Origin of the sequence: Pedobacter sp. Bi27 (assembly GCF_918698255.1) — a bacterium.
GTDB lineage: Bacteria > Bacteroidota > Bacteroidia > Sphingobacteriales > Sphingobacteriaceae > Pedobacter.
Genome location: NZ_CAKKMW010000004.1, coordinates 563,246 through 580,947, shown reverse-complemented (window position 1 = coordinate 580,947; position 17,702 = coordinate 563,246). Strand labels below are relative to the sequence as shown.

The window sequence follows — 17,702 nt, the reverse complement described above, 5'->3', positions numbered from 1 at the left end:
GTTTGAATTAATTTTCGTCGAAATCTGTTGAAATTGTAATGGCTTTCCAGTCTCTAAATTCCTTTTGTAGTGATTCTAACTTGTTGTTTGCTCTTTGAAAAGCGTCGTTTCCTAAAAGTAAATGAAGGGGTGGATTAGGCATACTTGCCAATGAGATCATTGCAGCGGCAGCTTTCTCGGGGTCGCCAATCTGCTGACCGTCCATTTTTAGGTATTTGCTGTGTATTGCCCGCACTTCTTCGTATTCTGCAATTGGATTGGCAGCCAAAATCAGCGAATCAGTCGTTAAAAAACTGGTTCTGAATGCGCCAGGAGCCACAACAGTAACTTTTATGCCAAATTCTTTTAGGTCTTCTGCCGATACTTCTGACAATGCAATCACAGCCGATTTTGCCGCTGCATATACTGCCCAGCCTGTTGCGCCTGCAATACCTGCAATTGATGCAATGTTGATGATATGTCCGGCTCGTTGTGCCCTTAAATAAGGTGAAGCTTTTCTGATGACATTCAGTGTTCCGAAAACGTTAACATCAAAACTGTTGCGTGTTTCTGCATCGCTAAGCTCTTCTATACTGCCTCCAATTCCATAACCTGCATTATTGATGACCACATCGATTCTTTCGAATTTTGTAATAGTCGTCTTTATCGCATCCTCGACGCTTTGCTCATCGGCCAGGTTAACGGCTAGAGGAAGGAATTTTCCGCTATCATTATTTACTGCTTTTTTAAGTTCACTGACATTTCTTGATGTGGCCGCAACATATTGGCCAGCATTTAGCAACTGATGAACCAAACTTAATCCTAAGCCCTTTGAAGCTCCGGTAATAAACCAAACTTTTTTCTTGCCCATAGTTTTTTCCTTTTTGTTAAGACAAAATTACAGTGCAAATGAATTCGCTTTATTACGTTAATCAAACTTATGATTACGAAATTCAAACAATTCGGTAAGAAGTAGGGGTGTGGTTAGTTAGTTTTTTAAAAAAGTTATTAAAATGGGTAGGCTCTTCAAAACCAAGGCAATAACCTATTTCTGATATATTCCAGTCGGTATGCTTGAGTAAAGCTTTAGCTTCACTTAATAAACGCTCGGTAATATAATGTGTGGTGGTTTTGCCAGTGGTTTCTTTAATTGCACGGTTTAAGTGGTTTACATGTACCGAAAGTTGCGAAGCATAATCTTTGGCTGAGCGCATGGTAAGCCTTTGCGTAGTTGTTTCGATGGGGAATTGACGCTCTAATAACTCTGTAAAAACAGAAGTGATCCTTGTATTGGCATCGGTATGTTTAAATAGCGTTTCAGATGGCTGTGTTTTTAGTGCAAAGTGTGTAATCTCAGTAATATAGTTTCTGAGCAGGTCGTATTTATAGATATAATCTGTATTGATTTCCTCGAACATTTTATCGAAAATGCTTTCTATTTGAGCATCTTGTTTTTCATTTAAAATATACGCTGGTTTCCCGCCAGGTACGAACATGGGTAAATCACCAATGTTTCCGCGGATCTTTTCGGTAAAAAAAGCTTCCGTAAAAATACAGAAATAACCTGTTACCTCACTTTGTTTACCACTGGCCAGCTCCCAGGTATAAGGTACAAGTGGATTGAAGAAGATTAAAGCGGTGCCATTAATCTCAATGCTTTTGTCAGCATAGTGGTAAACGTTATGTCCGCGGGTAAGGCAGATTTTGTAATAATCCCTTCGGTTATAACTCATTGGCTTATGATCATCCCTCAAACAATCTTCTAACTTGAAAACGTTAAAATGCCCTACACCGTTCCGTAGGTTGTCTGGTAAGAAACTAAATTTGTTCTGGTAAAAATCTTCAATGGTTTCTGGCTTGTTCATAAAATCAAAGTTACAAAATTCAAACCTAAAATAAATTGTTGTAATTAAAAGGAGATTTCGATGATAAAAATATTTGCATTAAATATACCGATTGGTATATATTTGCATCGTCAATTTAAAAGAACATGACCAAGGCAGAAAAAACAAGAAATTTCATTGTAGAGAAAACGGCACCTATTTTTAATATGAAGGGTTATGCAGGCACTTCTTTAAATGATATTACTGCTGCCACGGGTTTAACCAAAGGCAGTATTTACGGTAACTTCGCCAATAAGGATGAAGTAGCGCTGGCGGCTTTTGATTATAACCTGAAAAATGTTTCATCGAGGATAGATGCTGACATGAACAAACAGGTCAGCATAAAGGATAAGCTTTTGGTGTACATCAATATTTACCAAAAATTTATCGATGGTTCAGTATCAGAAGGAGGTTGCCCTGTTTTAAATACTGCAGTTGACGCTGATGATACCCATCCCGAATTGCGGGAAAAAGTTTTGAAAGCAGTTTTAGGCTGGAAAAATAAAATTGCTAAACTGATTGAATCAGGTATTTCTGCCAAAGAAATCAATGCAGATCACAATCCAGAGCAGGTTGCATTAACAATTATTGCTATAATAGAAGGTGGCATCATGATTTCGAGGTTGACTGCAAAACCTGCACATTGGAATTTAATTATGGATTCGTTAAAAAAATATATCAATAGCCTCAGCTAAAAATTTTTAAACTAAAATATACCGATTGGTATTTTATTATGAAAAGGACCAGAACAATAACTTGGGAAGACCCAATGAAAGGAGCGAAGGAAGCTATGCAGATGGATGGTGTTGATTATCTGCAGGCCATGAGCGATCATAAATTTCCGCTGCCGCCATTGTTGCATACCTTGGATTTTAGTGTAAGTCTGATCGAAAAGGGCAATGTGGTTTTTGAATTTACACCTCAGGAGTTTCATTACAACCCAATTGGCACTGTGCATGGCGGGGTAATCACTGCTATTTTAGATTCGGCCATGGGCTGTTCGGTCCATTCACTTTTACCTGCCGGAAAAGGATATACCACTTTAGAGCTGAAGGTAAATTTCCTGAAAGCCGTTACCATCCAAACCGGGAAACTAAAAACCGTAGGGAAGGTGATCAACCTTGGTGGACGTACCGCCCTGGTAGAAGCGCAATTAGTTGATGAAAATAATAGCGTTTATGCTCACGCGGTGAGCACTTGTTTAATCTTAAAATTTTAAAAAAAAACATATAATGAAAACTTCACAAAATACCGTTTTATTGATCGGCGGAACAGCTGGTATCGGTTTAGAAATTGCAAAACAGTTAACTGCTTTAGATAATCATGTAATTATTACTGGTAGAAATCAGGAGCGACTGGATGCAGCTGCTGCATCATTACAAAATGTAACCACCATTCTTTCTGATGTAAGCAAGGCTGAGGATGTAGATCAATTGGTAGCCCGTATCAAAGTCGATTTCCCTCAATTGAATATCGTGATTAATAATGCAGGAAGAGCAATCCTGTACAATTTAGCTGACCCCAATCAGGATGCTTTTGCCAATGCAGAAGATGAAATGCTAACCAATTATTTATCGATTATCAGGATCAATCAAAAATTGCTGCCTGTTTTAAAAGCACAGCGCGAATCAGCTATCGTAAATGTTTCATCTATTGTGGCTTATGTTCCTGGGGTTACTTTGCCAACTTACGCGGCCAGTAAAGCAGCATTACATTCTTACAGCACTTCGTTAAGGTTAAGTTTAGAAGAAACTGCTGTTAAGGTTTTCGAATTGATGCCGCCATTGGTGGATACAGAATTTTCAAAGGAAATAGGTGGCCATAATGGTATTAAACCTTCGGTTGTTGCGGATGATCTGTTGGCGGCTTTAGCCAGTGATGAGTTTGAAATCAGGGTAGGCGATACCGCAAAGATTTATGAGCTGTTCAGACAATCGCCGGTTGATGCTTTAAATGTGATGAATGCAAATAGAAAAGCCTGGATCGATTCTGTTCAAAATTAATCAGATAACCGGAATGAAAAAGAAGGTAGCTTTTGCATCTATTATGGCGGTTTTCACTACAGGAATAGTTACTTTCGCAGCAATAAGTGTAAATCTTGGATTTACATCGACCTTTATCACAGTTTGGTTGAAATCATGGGGCATTTCTTATATCGTAGCCATTCCTGCTATATTAATTATTGCTCCAAGGGTACAATCGTTGGTCGATTATTTATTCAAGAATATTGACTAAAAATTATTAAAATGAAAAGAGTAGTAGTAACAGGTTTAGGTGCTATAACACCACTTGGTAATACCGTTGAGCAATTCTGGCAACAGATCTTGGCTGGAAAAAGTGGCATTGGTCCCATTACAAAATTTGATGCCAGTAAATTCAAAACCTGCTTTGCGGGTGAGGTAAAGGATTTTAATCCTGAAGAATACCTGGAGAAAAAAGAAATTAAAAAGTACGATCTTTTTACCCAATATGCAATCGGATCGAGCGATCAGGCGATAAAGGATGCAGGACTAGATTTTACTGCAATGACCGATGATCAATTGGCTGAAATTGGCGTAATCTGGGCAACCGGAAATGGTGGAATTGGTACTTTTGAAGCACAGTTGGAAGAATTTCATGCGGGTGATGGAACACCAAGATTTAATCCTTATTTCATTCCAAAGATGATTGTCGATATTGCTGCAGGAGCAATTTCCATCCGTCATAAATTGCGCGGACCAAATTATTGTACCGTATCTGCTTGTGCATCATCTAATACTGCCATTATCAATGCCTTCGATACCATCCGTTTAGGGAAAGCAAGTGTAATGATTGCTGGTGGTTCTGAAGCGGCGTTAACCAAGTCTTCAGTAGGTGGCTTTAATGCCGCTCAGGCTTTATCTAAAAACAACGAGGATCCACAAGGGGCTTCTAAACCCTTTGATGCCGACAGAGATGGTTTTGTGATGAGCGAAGGTGCAGGGGCATTGGTGTTGGAAGATTTAGAACACGCTTTACAACGTGGTGCCCACATTTATGCCGAAATTATTGGTGGTGGAATGGCCGCTGATGCATATCACTTAACGGGAACTCCTCCTGATGGGATTGGTGCGGCTTTGGGTATGACAAAAGCGCTAAAAGATGCTGGAATTACAGCTGATAAAATAGATTATATTAATGCACACGCCACTTCAACTGGGTTGGGTGATTTAAGTGAATTACAGGCGATTAACACTGTATTCAATGGTTTGCCAGTCGTAATTGGTGCAACTAAATCAATGACGGGTCATTTACTTGGTGCTGCAGGAGCGGTAGAAAGTGTAATCAGTGTTTTATCGATCAGAGATAATGTGGTGCCGCCTACTATTAATACCAAAAATCTTGACGAAAACATTCCAAAAGGATTGAATTTTGTGTTGGGAGAAAGTATTAAAAAGGAGATCAATTATGTTTTAAATAATACATTTGGTTTCGGTGGCCACACCGCAAGTACTATTTTTAAAAAGTATGAGGCTTAGTCAGTTTCATACTTGATTATTATTCAGTGTTTGGTGCTCACCAAACACTTTTTTGTTTTAGTATGGTTGTGATCGGTGCTATCTGGACTGATTGGGAATTGTAATGCAATAAGTTTAAGATTCCCACCTGCGTGGGAATGACGACCGCCTGAAAAGCTATGCCAGTAACCACGGTCTTCGACTACGCTCAGACGACAATCGCTTTGGGTTATGCGATGGGTTAGAAACCAATGAACCAATGCCTAATTGAACAAATGAACCCATTACTTATCCATTAATAAATTAACCAGTTCTTTCAATTCTTCAATTTCCATTTCTAGTTTCTCTATTCTGTTTTCCAGTTCAGTAGGATCAAATTGTGGTGTGCTTATTGTTTCGGTTTCAGGTTCTGAAGTGGTTTCGGCCTGTTCGCCTAAAAGATGAACAAAACGGGCCTCTTTTTGTCCAGCTTTTTTTGCCAGTTGTTTTACAAATGCAGGTTCTTCATCTGATAATTTCTGAAGTTGTTCTAAAACTTCTTCTATACTTTCAAATTCATATAATCTTCCCGAATTGCTATTGATTTCACCAGGTGTTAGTGGTCCGCGTAAAAGCAATAAGCAGATAATGGCCAGCTCCGAAGGTACTAGCGGATAAACAATAGCTAGATTATGTTTATATTTAGTTGCACGGCTTGATCCTCCTGTAGCAGTGGAAATTAAACCTTTTATTTTAAGTTGGTTTAGTGTTAAAGTTATGGTTTCCTCATCGTAATTTACCACCGGATTTCTTGAGCTTTTTTGATTACATGCAGCTGTTAAACTATTCAGAGTCATTGGGTAATAATCGGGTGTTGTGCGGCTTTTTTCTATTAATGCGCCTAAAACGCGTTGTTCTTCTGCTGATAAATCGGGTAGTGGTTTTACATTGTCCATTTTATAAAAGTATAAATTGGTTGAACATTTTGAAAATTATTTTGTTAATGATTTATTTCTAGTGAGTTATGTAAAAATATTAACGATAGAATAATTCTAAATTTCCGAATTGCTACATTCTGTGCTTTAGAATTACGAACTTAGGACTACATCCAATATCTAAATATCCAATTATGAAATCTTCCGATCAGAAACCAAATCAGGGTGATAGCAGGCGCGATTTCCTCAAAAAAAGTTCGGTAATTACAGCCATTGCACTAACGCCTGGCGTTGCGGTTAAAGCAGCAGAAAGCAATGCCGATGAACGTTTCGCTCAACTTTTTGAGAAAATCCCATTAAAACTTACGGTAAATAATAAAGCATATCAAACTACGGTTGAGCCCAGGGTAACGCTTTTGGATTATTTGCGTGAAGAATTACACCTAACAGGGACTAAAAAAGGATGCGACCATGGCCAGTGTGGCGCTTGCACCGTTCATGTTGATGGACAAAGGGTAAATTCATGCCTCAGTTTAGCTGTGATGAATGAGGGAAAGAAAATTACCACGATTGAAGGATTGGCCAACGGCGAAACTTTGCATCCCATGCAGGCTGCATTTATCAAGCATGATGGTTTTCAATGTGGTTATTGTACGCCAGGACAGATTATGTCGGCCGTAGCCTGTGTACGCGAAGGGCATACCGGTTCGAGAGCAGAAATAAGTGAATATATGAGTGGAAATATCTGTAGATGTGGTGCTTATCCTAATATAGTTGATGCGATTATTGAAGTTAAGGAAGGAGGCGAAAAGGTATGATCAATTTCCAATACTTAAGAACAACCACGGCAAAATCAGCAATTGCTTTATTGGTAAAAGATAAAAACGCAAAATTTCTGGCAGGTGGAACAAACCTGATCGATCTAATGAAAAGAGGTGTTACAGCACCAGAAAAACTCATCGATATCAATCATGTTCCGCTAAAACAGATCGAGCAGATTGGAAATAAAATCCATATTGGTGCTTTGGCTTCTAATTCGGCAGTTGCAGACAATGCGCTGATTAAAGAGAAACTACCGTTACTTTCCTGGGCTTTACAGGCGGGCGCATCTGCCCAGCTGAGAAACGTAGCTACTGTTGGTGGTAATATGATGCAGCGTACACGTTGTGGTTATTTTTACGATACCGAAATGCCTTGTAATAAACGCCAGCCCGGTACAGGCTGTGGTGCCATGGAAGGTTTTAACCGCATGCATGCCATTTTCGGGACTTCAGAGAAATGTATTGCCGTTCATCCAAGCGATATGTGTGTAGCATTAACGGCTTTAGATGCTGAGGTGGTGGTAGCCAATGCCAAAGGAGGACGTAAAATGCCATTTAAAGATTTTCATCGCCTGGCAGGAGATACTCCGCAGTTAGACAATAACTTAAAAGCAGACGAAATGATTATCCGCTTGGAAATTCCGGTAAATAACCTGGCCAAAAACTATCATTATCTTAAAGTTAGGGATCGGGCTTCTTATGCTTTTGCTCTCGTTTCTGTAGCTGCAGCATTTGAGCTCAGCAATAATAAAATTACGGATATTCGTTTGGCAATGGGTGGAGTAGCGCATAAACCCTGGCGTTTAACGGCATCCGAAAATTTCTTAAAAGGAAAAGAAGCCACCTTATCGAATTTTGAACAGGCAGCCCAACTGGCCATGAAAGATGCGAAAGGTTTTGGAGGAAATGACTTTAAACTTAAACTGGCACCCAATACAATAATCGAGGCGTTGAATCTTGCAAAATCTAAAGCTTAGTTATGGAAAAGAGAATTTTAAAAGATGACAACGACCGCGTAGATGGAATTTTAAAAGTTACGGGGCAAGCTAAATATTTTGCGGAATACGAACTGCCGGGTTTAACCTATGGTGTTTTGGTAACCAGTACCATTACCAAAGGAAAAATTACAGCGCTCGATACCAAAGCGGCTGAAAAAGCACCAGGTGTAATTGCTGTGATTTCGCATTTAAATAAGCCATCAGCAGCTGCTTACGAGCAGGAAGGTGGTCCGCAGATGAAGATTTTTTATACCGACAAAATTTTCTACAATGGACAGCCAATCGCAATTGTAGTTGCCAATACCTTCGAAAGGGCAACTCATGCGGCTTCATTGGTTAAAGCAACTTATGCTAAAGAGGATTTTAACACCGATTTTGAAAAAGCTTTAAAAGATCCCAAAGCAAAGAAACTTCAAGGTCAGGCCGACTATAAACGCGGTACAGAAAACGCTTATAAAACAGCAGAGGTGAAGCTCGAAGAAAGATATTTTCTGCCTATCGAAACGCATAACCCGATGGAACTGCACGGAATTATCGCCGATTGGAGGCCAAATAACCAGCTTACTGTTTATGCCAAAACACAAGGTGTAAAAGCTACTCAGGGCACCATTGCAAATGTCTTTAAAATTCCGATGGAGAATATTCAGGTAAATTCGGAGTTTGTTGGGGGTGGTTTTGGTATGGCTTTACGTACCTGGCCGTTGGAAATTGCAACGGTGATGGCCTCTAAACATATTGGTAAACCTGTAAAAGTAGTGATTACCAGGATGCAGATGTTTACCATGGTCGGCAATCGGCCGGCCGCGATACAAACCATTGGTTTGGGCGCAAATAAAGATGGTAAATTAACGGGGATTACACACAGGGCTTACGGCGAAACTTCTACTTACGAGAACTTTACCGAAGGCGTGGTGAACATGGCGAAGTTTATGTACCAATGCGATAACGTAAATACGGCTTATGCCATTGTTCCGGTAGATCTTGGCGTTCCAATATGGATGCGTGGTCCGGGGGAGGCTACAGGAGCTTTTGCCCTTGAAAGTGCTATTGATGAAATGGCACATGCTTTGGATATGGACCCATTGGATTTCAGAATCAAAAACGATCCTGAAACCGATCAGCAAAAAAACAAACCCTTTTCGAGCAAAAATATAAGAGAAGCTTATAAAATCGGGGCAGAAAAAATAGGGTGGAGCAACCGGAAAAATAAGCCTGGCAGTTTGATTGAAGGGCCATGGCAAATAGGTTATGGTGTAAGTGTTGGCGTTTTTAATGCTAATAGAGGTAAAGCCAGTGTGAAGGGCGTTTTAAAGGCTGATGGATCGCTGCTTTTACAAAGTGCAACCAGCGATATTGGCCCGGGAACAGGAACTGGCATGACTTTAATCGCCAATAAACTGATGAAGATCCCTGTAAATAAAATTACATTCGAATTGGGTGATTCTTCTTTGCCGCCCGCGCCTAGTCAGGGCGGTTCAGCTACATTATCTACAGTAGGTTCGGCAGTGAATGATGTTTGTGTGGCATTAAAATCTGCGATTGCGGAACTGGCTGCAAATTCTAATATGGATGCAACGGCTAATTTTGTTGATGTTTTAAATAAGAATAATCTTCCGCAAATAGAAGTAACCAAAGAAAGCCAGGGGGGGAAGGAAAGGGATAATTACTCTATGTATTCATTCTCGATTCACTTTGTACAGGTAAAGGTTCATGCGCTTACAGGCGTAGTAAAAGTGAGTAAAATCGTTTCTGTAGGCGATTCCGGTGCCATTGTAAGTCCAAAAACGGCCCGAAGCCAGATGCTTGGTGGTGCTGTTGGCGGTATTGGCATGGCTTTAACCGAAGAATCTATTATCGACCACCGTTATGGAAGATATATCAATAATAATTTTGCCGATTACCATGTTCCGGTAAATGCCGATGTACCAGAAATTGATGTTAATTTTATCAATAAACCCGATCCTTATATTAATCCAATGGGTGCAAAAGGAATGGGAGAAATTGCATTGATCGGTTTTTCTGCCGCTGTAGCCAATGCTGTTTTTAATGCTACAGGAAAAAGGATCAGAACATTGCCGATTACGCCGGATAAGATACTGGCATAATTATTCCGTTCAAATCCAGAGAAGTCAAGTTTTTAAAACTTGACTTCTCTAAATATTCTAAACAAAAATGCGTTCCGATTTTATATCAGGACGCATTTTTTGTGAAGATTCTTCGTTTTCGCTCAGAATGACAAGCAGAAAAATTATTTCGCAACCGCTTTACCCGAGTAGGTTGCTGCTAACTTTAATGCATTGTAAGTATTAACAATTCCGCCACTGATACAAAGATCAGAGAATGGGACAGAAACTTTTTCTGCGCCTGGTTCTTCACCTTTAGCGTATTCTACGTTATGGTTAACTTTGGTAACTGATTTAACGATGATTTCTTTTACCTGTGCTGCAGTTAATTTTGGATAATAAGAACGGATTAATCCTGCTAAGCCAGCTACAACAGGAGAGGCCATACTGGTTCCGTCTAAATTTTTGTATTTAGAACCCGGTACGGTAGAATAAATCTGAACGCCTGGAGCAAAAACATCTACCTGGGTTTTGCCGAAATTAGAAAAACTGGCTTTTAATGTTTCATCATCTTTAGGACCTGAAGCACCGACGGTAATCCACGATGCAATAGTCTTCTCATCTAAATCTTTGTGGTTAGGAAAATTATTTTCTACATCGATATTTTTGTTTTCGTTACCCGCTGCCTGAACGATCAATACATCTTTAGATACCGCATATTTCATAGCCTCATTAACGATGGCTTTGTTCCAGCTATAAGCCTTGCCAAAACTCATGTTGATTACTTTTGCACCGTTATCAACAGCGTAACGAATAGCATTGGCAACATCTTTATCCCTTTCATCACCATTTGGCGTACAACGAACACCCATAATGGCAACGTTATCCGCTACACCTAAAATACCAAGTTTGTTGGTTCTATCAGCCGCAATGATACCGGCTACGTGTGTGCCGTGCGTCGCATCAGGACCTGCAACGTCGTTATTGCCATAAAATTTCTCCTTAACGTTGTTTGGATCATCGCCAACTATTGAGCGTGGGTCGTAATCAAGGTTTAAGTTGTAATTGACCTGGCGCGTATAGTAATCCAGTCCTTCTACAATCTGATCTTCGTAAAAATCTTTGAAGCTGCCTTTTTCCAATTGCTGGCTCAGTACATTTTGGATCCTGCCTTCAACCTCTGTAGAAGGTTTGAAGTTTTTAAAATCTTCAACGGTTGGGTTCTCTTTACCGATTTTCTTCACCACAGCGTCTAAAGCTGTTTTAAAACCGGTAATACCTGCCAGATTTTCCCTGGCTTCTGCCAATTGTTTTTCTAAATCGGCTCTTTCAGCTTTAAAAATTTCGAAATCTTTTTTATCTTTTTCTGCTACATTTGCATCTGTAGTATTGGCAAAACGGGCCTGATCGCGACGAACCAAACGGGTTAATTCTAAAGTTTCGAAGTTTACAGATTCTTTAGGCCCGCCAATAAAGTTCCAGCCATTTATATCGTCGATATAACCATTCTTATCATCGTCCTTGCCATTGCCGGCTATCTCTTTGGTATTTACCCACATAATTCGTTTTAAGTCTTCATGGGTAGCTTCTACACCGCCATCATTAACCGCTACGATAACTTTAACAGATTTTTTACCTTTTAAAAGTTCTTTATATGCTTTTTCGGTACTGATTCCGAATGTACTATCACTTTTAAGATCAAGATTTTGCCAATTTGCTTTTTGCGCATTGGCCAAAGTTGGTACCGCACTCACAAGCGCAACACTTAACAGCGCGCTAAAAATTCTACTCTTATTCATTTATGTATTTTTGTATTAAACGCCGAAAGTTAATTTTAATTTTTTTATTGGACGAAATTGTATTAAAAATGATGTTTTTCACACATTTTAGTAACAAAAAAATCCTGAAATTCATTATTCAGGATTTTGATCTTTAAAGCAAAATTCGCCGCTGTTTATTTCATGTTGATAACGATTTTTTTAGCCATTTCATCATGAGATTCAATTACACTTAAAGTGTTGCCAGCCCAGCTTTTAATTGCCTGATCGCGGTTTTGCGTCCCCTGTTTAAATAAGGCTACAGTTTTTTTATGATCGGCAACCATCATAGCCATATAATGTTTATCAAAAGCCGTACCCGTCATTTTCTTCATTTCATCCAAATGAATCTGATCTTCGGCCGGCAATGCGTCTGGGGTGATTACTTTTTTGTTTACAGCCAAAGCTTTCAGCTCTGTATTGGCTTTTGTGTGATCAGTCAACATTTTAGCGGCGAAATCTTTCACCTCAGCACTTTTTGCATTTTTTTGCGCAATCTTAGCGGCTTCAACTTCCATGATACCTCCAATTGCAGCTTTTCTTAAAAAAGTTGCACCCGCTTCATCAACACCCGATTCTGTACTTTCGGCTCCTGTAGCATGGTTGCCATTTACCATATTGGTGTCGCCAGCAACACTGTCTTTTGTGGTTGCCGATTTCTTATCTGCAGTTTGACAAGCCTGAAATGAAAGCACCAGGGCAAAAGCAGTGGATAATAAAAATATCTTTTTCATGTTTTCTCTAATTTTGATGTGTATGAAAAACAAGAGAGTTGAAAAAAGGTTTTAGCTGCTGAATGTCGATTATTCCGCTCCGTATGGATTTTTAACAACAATAGCCATTAAACGCTCCGGATTTTCAATTGGTTCGAAACCAAATTGTTTGTACAATCCGTGTGCATCTAAGGTACCGAGCCGATAAGTTCTTAATCCCTGTAAATCAGGGTGGAAGACCATAAACGACATCAGTTTTTTTGATAAGCCCAAACCACGGTAACTTTCTTTAACGTACACATCGCAAAGCCATGCAAAGGTGGCCTTATCGGTTACCCAACGGGCAAAACCTACCTGTTCTGGTCCTTTGTAAATGCCAAAACAAAGCGAGTTTTCAATAGAACGTTTTACGGTATCAAAAGGGATGCCTTTTGCCCAATAAGATTCTACACTCAAATAATGATGTACGGCTTCGAGATCTAAAAGCTCTTTTTTATCGGAAAATATAAAACCGTTTTCGCTGATTTCCATTTTGATTAATGATTGAATTTTGAATGATTAAATGAGTGAATTCTTTCAAAATCCACTTAAAGAATTAGCTAAGTTTTCTAAGCCTTTCCACAGTTAACCGATTAACCAGTTTAAACAGTTAAGTTTTCTAATTGCGCATATTAATAAACTGCAATGGCTGGCCAAAATCTTCATTTCTACAAAGATTCATCACAGCTTGCAGATCATCGATTTTTTTTGCGGTTACTCTAACCTGATCGTCCATAATGGCAGGCTGAACTTTTAATCCACTGGCTTTGATCTTTGCCACAACCTTTTTTGCTGCTTCCTTATCTAATCCTTCTTTAATACTGATTTCTTTTCTGATCATGTTGCCGGAGGCCTGATGCTCATCGCCAAAATCTAAACTTTTCGGATCTAAATTCTGCTTCATCATCCGCGAGATAATGGAACCTTCGATTGCTTTTAATCGCATATCATCTTCAGTAACAATGGTTACTACGTTTGTTTTTTTATCGAGATCGATGGTGCTTTTCGATCCGTTAAAGTCGAATCGGTTAAGGATTTCTTTTTTAGCATTGTTAATTGCGTTGTCCAATGTTTGCGCATCAACTTTACTTACAATATCAAAAGAAGGCATGGTTTTAGCTTTAAAGTAAAAAAATAAGTAGATTTAATAGAAATTAATCCATCCTCACAAAAAAACGAAAAATAATATGAAAACCACTAAACCGAAGTCTCAAAAAAAGATCACAAAAAAAGAAGTGAAGAAACAGTTGGAGCAGTCGATTACGGATAAGTTCTTGGATGTGATCAAAAGTTTAGGTCATGATGTATCGGAAATTAGTACGGAGGTAGGGAAAGCGAGTAAGCGTGTGGCTAAAAAATTAACTAAGAAGTTCACCATCGTAAAGGCAGATGTGGGACAGAAAATTGATGATTTGTTACATGCATCAAAAGAGAAAGCAAAAGCAGCGAAGAAACCAGTTGCCAAAGCTGTAAGTAAATCTGAAAAAACTGCTCAAAAAGTGGTTAAAAAAGCCGTTGCAAAGGCTAAACCAGTAGTACAAAGCATTAAGGTTGCTGCAATAGAAACAGAAGAAAAGGCAGAAAAGGTATTGGCAAAACCAGTTATAAAAGCAAAAGAAGCAGTAAAAGATGCTACAACAGTTGCCAAAAAAGCGGCAAGTACCGCAGGTAAAGCACCAGCAAAAGCTGCTACAGCAGTTAAAAAAGTAACAACGCCGGCCGCTACTTCTGCAAAAGCATCTCCTGTTGTTAAAAAAACGGTTGCTAAAACTGCTACATCGGTTAATAAAGAGACGAAAACACCTACTAAAAAATAAATTTGTTAACGTTAACGTGTAAATGAATTAACATCAATTTAACAAATTAATGTGCAGTTTTGAGCATCCCTGTTTTGGCAGGGATTTTTTATTTTTTTAAATGAGCAATAAGAAGATCCCTTTTTTAAACCGCGAAATCAGTTGGCTTTACTTTAACGAACGTGTATTGCAAGAAGCTGCCGATGAAACGGTTCCGCTGATTGAACGGATTAAATTTCTATCTATATTTTCTTCAAATTTAGAGGAATTTTACCGTGTGCGAGTGGCCACCATGACCCGGCTAACCAATCTTAATGATAAGGCTAAAGCGCTTTTGGGGTTTAATCCAAAGAAAATTCTGAATGAGATTAAAAACATCGTTGTAAAACAAGAAAGAAAATTCGACCAGCTTTTTCAGGCTACCCTAATAAACGAACTTGCTCAAAACAGGATTTTTATCTTAAATGATACCCAACTGAATGTAAGTAGAGGTGAATTTGTTAAAAATCATTTCAGGGATAAGATTTTATCCAATCTGGTTCCCATTATGCTGGATATGGATAAACCTTTTCCAGAACTGAAAGACCGGTACCTTTACTTTTTTGTTAAACTTTCGAAAAAGGATACAAAAATTAAAGAGAAATATGCACTCATTGAAATTCCGCCTAATTTGCCGCGGTTTTTGGTACTGCCTGAAACAAACGATCTAAAATTTATTATTCTTGCCGAAGACATTATCAGGTATTGTTTAGACGATATATTTTATGTTTTTACTTACGATAATTTAGAGGCTTATTCGATCCAGCTCACACGGGATGCCGAATTAGATATTGATAAAAACATTAATGATAAATTTATCGAAGATTTAAAAAGCAGTTTAGAAAAACGTAAAAAAGGGAAACCAATGCGTTTGCTTTATGATTCGGCGATGCCTTTAAATATGCTTACTGTACTGGTGAATAAACTTAAGCTTGAGGCCGAAAGTTTAATTCCGGGTAACCGTTACCATAAGTTTGGCGATTTTATTGCCTTCCCGAATGTAGGTAAAAAAGAATTGGAATATGCGCCGAATGTGCCACTGAAGGTTCACGACTTGCACAGAACCCAAAGTATGTTTAATAAAGTTGCCCAGCGCGATTATTTGGTGAATTTACCCTACCAATCGTATGACTATATTATTTTGTTCTTGCGTGAAGCTGCAATTGATCCGAAAGTAACCGAAATACAGATTACTTTATACCGATTAGCCGAAAACTCAAAAGTAATCAATGCATTAATCAACGCTGCTAAAAATGGTAAAGCAGTTTCCGTTTTATTAGAACTTAAAGCCCGTTTTGATGAACAGGCTAATATTTACTGGACTAGCCGCTTAATGGAGGAGGGTGTTAAGGTAAATTATGGTTTAACCGACTACAAAGTACACTCCAAAATTTGTTTGGTTAAACGGATTGAAAAAGACAAGCCGGTTTACTACGCAAACTTAGCAACAGGAAACTTTAACGAGAAAACCGCAGGTTTATATTGCGACCATAGTATTTTTACCGCAAAGAAAGAGATTACCAACGATCTGGTAAAACTTTTTGATGCTTTGAGCAAACGTACCGTAACGAAGGGATTTAAACACCTGATTGTTTCGCCGTTGGAGAGCCGTTCGAAATTGGTCAATTTTATTAACCGTGAAATCAGGAATGCTAAACAGGGCAAACTCGCCTACATCATGTTAAAGGTAAATAGTTTAGCAGATGAAGGGATTATTGCCAAACTTTACGATGCGAGCAATGCCGGGGTTAAAGTTCAGCTGATTATCCGTGGCATCTGCTGTCTGGTACCTGGAGTAAAGGGTTTTAGTGAAAATATTACCGCCATCAGTATTATCGATAAGTTTTTGGAACATGCCAGGGTTTATATTTTTGGTAATAACGGTAAAAACGATATGTATTTATCATCTGCAGATTTAATGAGCAGGAATTTCGAACACCGTGTAGAGGTAGGATTCCCGGTTTTAGATCATGATGTGAAACAGGAGATACAGGATATTATCGATCTGCAATTGCAGGACAATACCAAATCGAGGCAGATCAATGCTTTGAACAATAATAAATACCATAAAAACAGATTAAGTAAAAAGATAAGGGCGCAGGTAGACATCTACAACTATTTAAAAACCAAGCATCAATCATAATGTTAAGATACGCAGCTATAGATATCGGTTCGAATGCGGTGAGGTTACTCATTGCTGATATTAGCAAACAAGACGGAAAATATAAGTATAAAAAGAACACCCTTATACGTGTGCCGCTCCGGTTGGGAGATGACGCATTCTTAGATCAACATATTTCGGAAAAAAAATCTGCAGATCTGGTAAAAACCATGACTGCTTTTAAAAATCTGATGGATGTTTATCATGTTTCGGAATATTTAGCCTGTGCAACATCTGCCATGCGTGAGGCCCGTAATGGAGAAGATATTGTTAAGCTGATTAAAAAGGAAGCAGACGTTACTTTAGAGATTATTGAGGGGCAGCGGGAAGCAAATATTATTTATGCTAACCATATTGAAGAAGAGTTAGACGAAAATAAAAATTACTTATATATTGATGTGGGTGGAGGTAGTACCGAACTGTCAGTTTTTGTAAAAGGTGCTCCGGAAGCATCAAGATCCTTCAATATTGGTACAATCAGGATGCTCGATAACCAGGACAAGGAAGAAACCTGGGATGAAATGAAAGATTGGGTAAAAGAGCATACAAAAGCCTATAAACATTTGGCAGGTATTGGCACCGGTGGTAACATCAATAAATTGTTCCGCATGTCGGATGAGAAGGAAAACGCGCCTTTATCGTTGCAGAAGCTAAATTCGATGTATAATAAATTAACCAGTTATTCATTGAAAGAAAGAATTAATACGCTGGGCTTAAATCCCGATCGTGCAGACGTAATTATTCCAGCATGCGAAATTTACCTAACCTTAATGAAGTGGACTGGTATAAAACAGATTTACGTACCTAAAGTGGGAATGGCCGATGGGATTATTAAGCTGTTGATTGAAGAGAAATTGGATTAAAGATGTGACTGGTCGTCATTTCGACCGAAGCGGAGAAATCTATCAATGGAGTTGCTACATTGAAACAAGTTCAGGGTGACGCACCTAGTTTAATCGATTTTGGTGTGGTGTCAGATGTTTCCATCTGACACTAAAATTTA

Annotated in this window: 18 protein-coding genes; 11 read left to right on the top strand and 7 right to left on the bottom strand. The window is 38.8% G+C overall.

Features of this window, described 5'->3' with window-relative positions:
- Positions 1-7: 7 nt before the first annotated feature.
- Both LQ227_RS16370 and LQ227_RS16365 read right to left on the bottom strand, forming a co-directional pair.
- The gene (locus LQ227_RS16370) at positions 8-850 is read right to left on the bottom strand and encodes an SDR family NAD(P)-dependent oxidoreductase (protein ID WP_230141567.1); all 843 of its coding nucleotides are present in this window, start codon (positions 848-850) and stop codon (positions 8-10) included.
- Between the two features lie 82 nt (positions 851-932).
- Entirely contained in the window at positions 933-1,844 is a 912-nt protein-coding gene (locus LQ227_RS16365) for an AraC family transcriptional regulator (protein ID WP_230141565.1), read from the bottom strand.
- A 125-nt stretch (positions 1,845-1,969) separates the two neighbouring features.
- On the opposite strand from LQ227_RS16365, the gene LQ227_RS16360 reads away from it, so the two are divergent.
- From LQ227_RS16360 to fabF, 5 genes are read left to right on the top strand one after another with little or no spacing between them, the layout of a single operon-like run.
- Entirely contained in the window at positions 1,970-2,557 is a 588-nt protein-coding gene (locus LQ227_RS16360) for a TetR/AcrR family transcriptional regulator (protein WP_230141563.1), read from the top strand.
- Between the two features lie 38 nt (positions 2,558-2,595).
- Positions 2,596-3,081: a PaaI family thioesterase gene (locus LQ227_RS16355; RefSeq protein WP_230141561.1), complete on the top strand. Its 486-nt coding sequence runs from the start codon at positions 2,596-2,598 to the stop codon at positions 3,079-3,081.
- A 13-nt stretch (positions 3,082-3,094) separates the two neighbouring features.
- Complete coding sequence (locus tag LQ227_RS16350) at positions 3,095-3,865, top strand: SDR family oxidoreductase (RefSeq protein ID WP_230149981.1); 771 nt, start codon at positions 3,095-3,097, stop codon at positions 3,863-3,865.
- 13 nt (positions 3,866-3,878) lie between these two features.
- Positions 3,879-4,097, top strand: a complete 219-nt coding sequence (locus LQ227_RS16345) for a DUF2798 domain-containing protein (protein WP_029275254.1) — start codon at positions 3,879-3,881, stop codon at positions 4,095-4,097.
- Positions 4,098-4,108: 11 nt separating this feature from the next.
- Positions 4,109-5,359 (top strand): beta-ketoacyl-ACP synthase II, encoded by a 1,251-nt coding sequence (fabF, locus tag LQ227_RS16340; protein WP_230149979.1) that lies wholly within the window; start codon positions 4,109-4,111, stop codon positions 5,357-5,359.
- Positions 5,360-5,622: 263 nt separating this feature from the next.
- Here fabF and LQ227_RS16335 read toward each other — a convergent pair whose 3' ends face one another.
- Positions 5,623-6,273, bottom strand: a complete 651-nt coding sequence (locus LQ227_RS16335) for a YceH family protein (RefSeq protein WP_230149978.1) — start codon at positions 6,271-6,273, stop codon at positions 5,623-5,625.
- A gap of 173 nt (positions 6,274-6,446) precedes the next feature.
- Here LQ227_RS16335 and LQ227_RS16330 point away from each other — a divergent pair, with 173 nt between their 5' ends.
- From LQ227_RS16330 to LQ227_RS16320, 3 genes are read left to right on the top strand one after another with little or no spacing between them, the layout of a single operon-like run.
- Complete coding sequence (locus tag LQ227_RS16330; protein ID WP_230149977.1) at positions 6,447-7,070, top strand: (2Fe-2S)-binding protein; 624 nt, start codon at positions 6,447-6,449, stop codon at positions 7,068-7,070.
- A complete protein-coding gene (locus LQ227_RS16325) occupies positions 7,067-8,050 on the top strand; it encodes a xanthine dehydrogenase family protein subunit M (protein WP_230149976.1) in 984 nt (327 codons plus the stop codon). The genes LQ227_RS16330 and LQ227_RS16325 overlap by 4 nt, the downstream gene beginning before the upstream one ends.
- Before the next feature lie 2 nt (positions 8,051-8,052).
- Positions 8,053-10,176: a xanthine dehydrogenase family protein molybdopterin-binding subunit gene (locus tag LQ227_RS16320; protein WP_230149975.1), complete on the top strand. Its 2,124-nt coding sequence runs from the start codon at positions 8,053-8,055 to the stop codon at positions 10,174-10,176.
- A gap of 143 nt (positions 10,177-10,319) precedes the next feature.
- Here the strand turns inward: LQ227_RS16320 and LQ227_RS16315 are convergent, their stop codons facing one another.
- The 4 genes from LQ227_RS16315 to LQ227_RS16300 form a co-directional block, all read right to left on the bottom strand.
- Positions 10,320-11,933, bottom strand: coding sequence for a S8 family peptidase (locus LQ227_RS16315; RefSeq protein WP_230149974.1), 1,614 nt, complete (start codon positions 11,931-11,933; stop codon positions 10,320-10,322).
- A gap of 155 nt (positions 11,934-12,088) precedes the next feature.
- Entirely contained in the window at positions 12,089-12,685 is a 597-nt protein-coding gene (locus tag LQ227_RS16310) for a DUF4142 domain-containing protein (RefSeq protein ID WP_230149973.1), read from the bottom strand.
- A 69-nt stretch (positions 12,686-12,754) separates the two neighbouring features.
- Positions 12,755-13,195, bottom strand: coding sequence for a GNAT family N-acetyltransferase (locus LQ227_RS16305; protein ID WP_230141528.1), 441 nt, complete (start codon positions 13,193-13,195; stop codon positions 12,755-12,757).
- 127 nt (positions 13,196-13,322) lie between these two features.
- The gene (locus tag LQ227_RS16300; RefSeq protein WP_029275247.1) at positions 13,323-13,814 is read right to left on the bottom strand and encodes a YajQ family cyclic di-GMP-binding protein; all 492 of its coding nucleotides are present in this window, start codon (positions 13,812-13,814) and stop codon (positions 13,323-13,325) included.
- Between the two features lie 76 nt (positions 13,815-13,890).
- Between LQ227_RS16300 and LQ227_RS16295 the strand changes: the two genes are divergently transcribed.
- The 3 genes from LQ227_RS16295 (at position 13,891) to LQ227_RS16285 (ending at position 17,562) form a co-directional block, all read left to right on the top strand.
- Positions 13,891-14,520, top strand: a complete 630-nt coding sequence (locus LQ227_RS16295; RefSeq protein WP_230141526.1) for a hypothetical protein — start codon at positions 13,891-13,893, stop codon at positions 14,518-14,520.
- Between the two features lie 100 nt (positions 14,521-14,620).
- A complete protein-coding gene (gene ppk1, locus LQ227_RS16290; protein ID WP_230141524.1) occupies positions 14,621-16,681 on the top strand; it encodes a polyphosphate kinase 1 in 2,061 nt (686 codons plus the stop codon).
- On the top strand, positions 16,681-17,562 hold the full coding sequence (locus LQ227_RS16285; protein WP_230141522.1) for an exopolyphosphatase: 882 nt from the start codon (positions 16,681-16,683) through the stop codon (positions 17,560-17,562). The genes ppk1 and LQ227_RS16285 overlap by 1 nt, the downstream gene beginning before the upstream one ends.
- The last annotated feature ends 140 nt before the right edge of the window (positions 17,563-17,702 follow it).

Excerpts from the sequence above, each read along its gene's own strand:
- LQ227_RS16370 (WP_230141567.1), bottom strand. The coding sequence starts at position 850 with ATGGGCAAGAAAAAAGTTTGGTTTATTACCGGAGCTTCAAAGGGCTTA.
- LQ227_RS16365 (WP_230141565.1), bottom strand. The coding sequence starts at position 1,844 with ATGAACAAGCCAGAAACCATTGAAGATTTTTACCAGAACAAATTTAGT.
- LQ227_RS16360 (WP_230141563.1), top strand. The coding sequence starts at position 1,970 with ATGACCAAGGCAGAAAAAACAAGAAATTTCATTGTAGAGAAAACGGCA.
- LQ227_RS16355 (WP_230141561.1), top strand. The coding sequence starts at position 2,596 with ATGAAAAGGACCAGAACAATAACTTGGGAAGACCCAATGAAAGGAGCG.
- LQ227_RS16350 (WP_230149981.1), top strand. The coding sequence starts at position 3,095 with ATGAAAACTTCACAAAATACCGTTTTATTGATCGGCGGAACAGCTGGT.
- LQ227_RS16345 (WP_029275254.1), top strand. The coding sequence starts at position 3,879 with ATGAAAAAGAAGGTAGCTTTTGCATCTATTATGGCGGTTTTCACTACA.
- fabF (WP_230149979.1), top strand. The coding sequence starts at position 4,109 with ATGAAAAGAGTAGTAGTAACAGGTTTAGGTGCTATAACACCACTTGGT.
- LQ227_RS16335 (WP_230149978.1), bottom strand. The coding sequence starts at position 6,273 with ATGGACAATGTAAAACCACTACCCGATTTATCAGCAGAAGAACAACGC.
- LQ227_RS16330 (WP_230149977.1), top strand. The coding sequence starts at position 6,447 with ATGAAATCTTCCGATCAGAAACCAAATCAGGGTGATAGCAGGCGCGAT.
- LQ227_RS16325 (WP_230149976.1), top strand. The coding sequence starts at position 7,067 with ATGATCAATTTCCAATACTTAAGAACAACCACGGCAAAATCAGCAATT.
- LQ227_RS16320 (WP_230149975.1), top strand. The coding sequence starts at position 8,053 with ATGGAAAAGAGAATTTTAAAAGATGACAACGACCGCGTAGATGGAATT.
- LQ227_RS16315 (WP_230149974.1), bottom strand. The coding sequence starts at position 11,933 with ATGAATAAGAGTAGAATTTTTAGCGCGCTGTTAAGTGTTGCGCTTGTG.
- LQ227_RS16310 (WP_230149973.1), bottom strand. The coding sequence starts at position 12,685 with ATGAAAAAGATATTTTTATTATCCACTGCTTTTGCCCTGGTGCTTTCA.
- LQ227_RS16305 (WP_230141528.1), bottom strand. The coding sequence starts at position 13,195 with ATGGAAATCAGCGAAAACGGTTTTATATTTTCCGATAAAAAAGAGCTT.
- LQ227_RS16300 (WP_029275247.1), bottom strand. The coding sequence starts at position 13,814 with ATGCCTTCTTTTGATATTGTAAGTAAAGTTGATGCGCAAACATTGGAC.
- LQ227_RS16295 (WP_230141526.1), top strand. The coding sequence starts at position 13,891 with ATGAAAACCACTAAACCGAAGTCTCAAAAAAAGATCACAAAAAAAGAA.
- ppk1 (WP_230141524.1), top strand. The coding sequence starts at position 14,621 with ATGAGCAATAAGAAGATCCCTTTTTTAAACCGCGAAATCAGTTGGCTT.
- LQ227_RS16285 (WP_230141522.1), top strand. The coding sequence starts at position 16,681 with ATGTTAAGATACGCAGCTATAGATATCGGTTCGAATGCGGTGAGGTTA.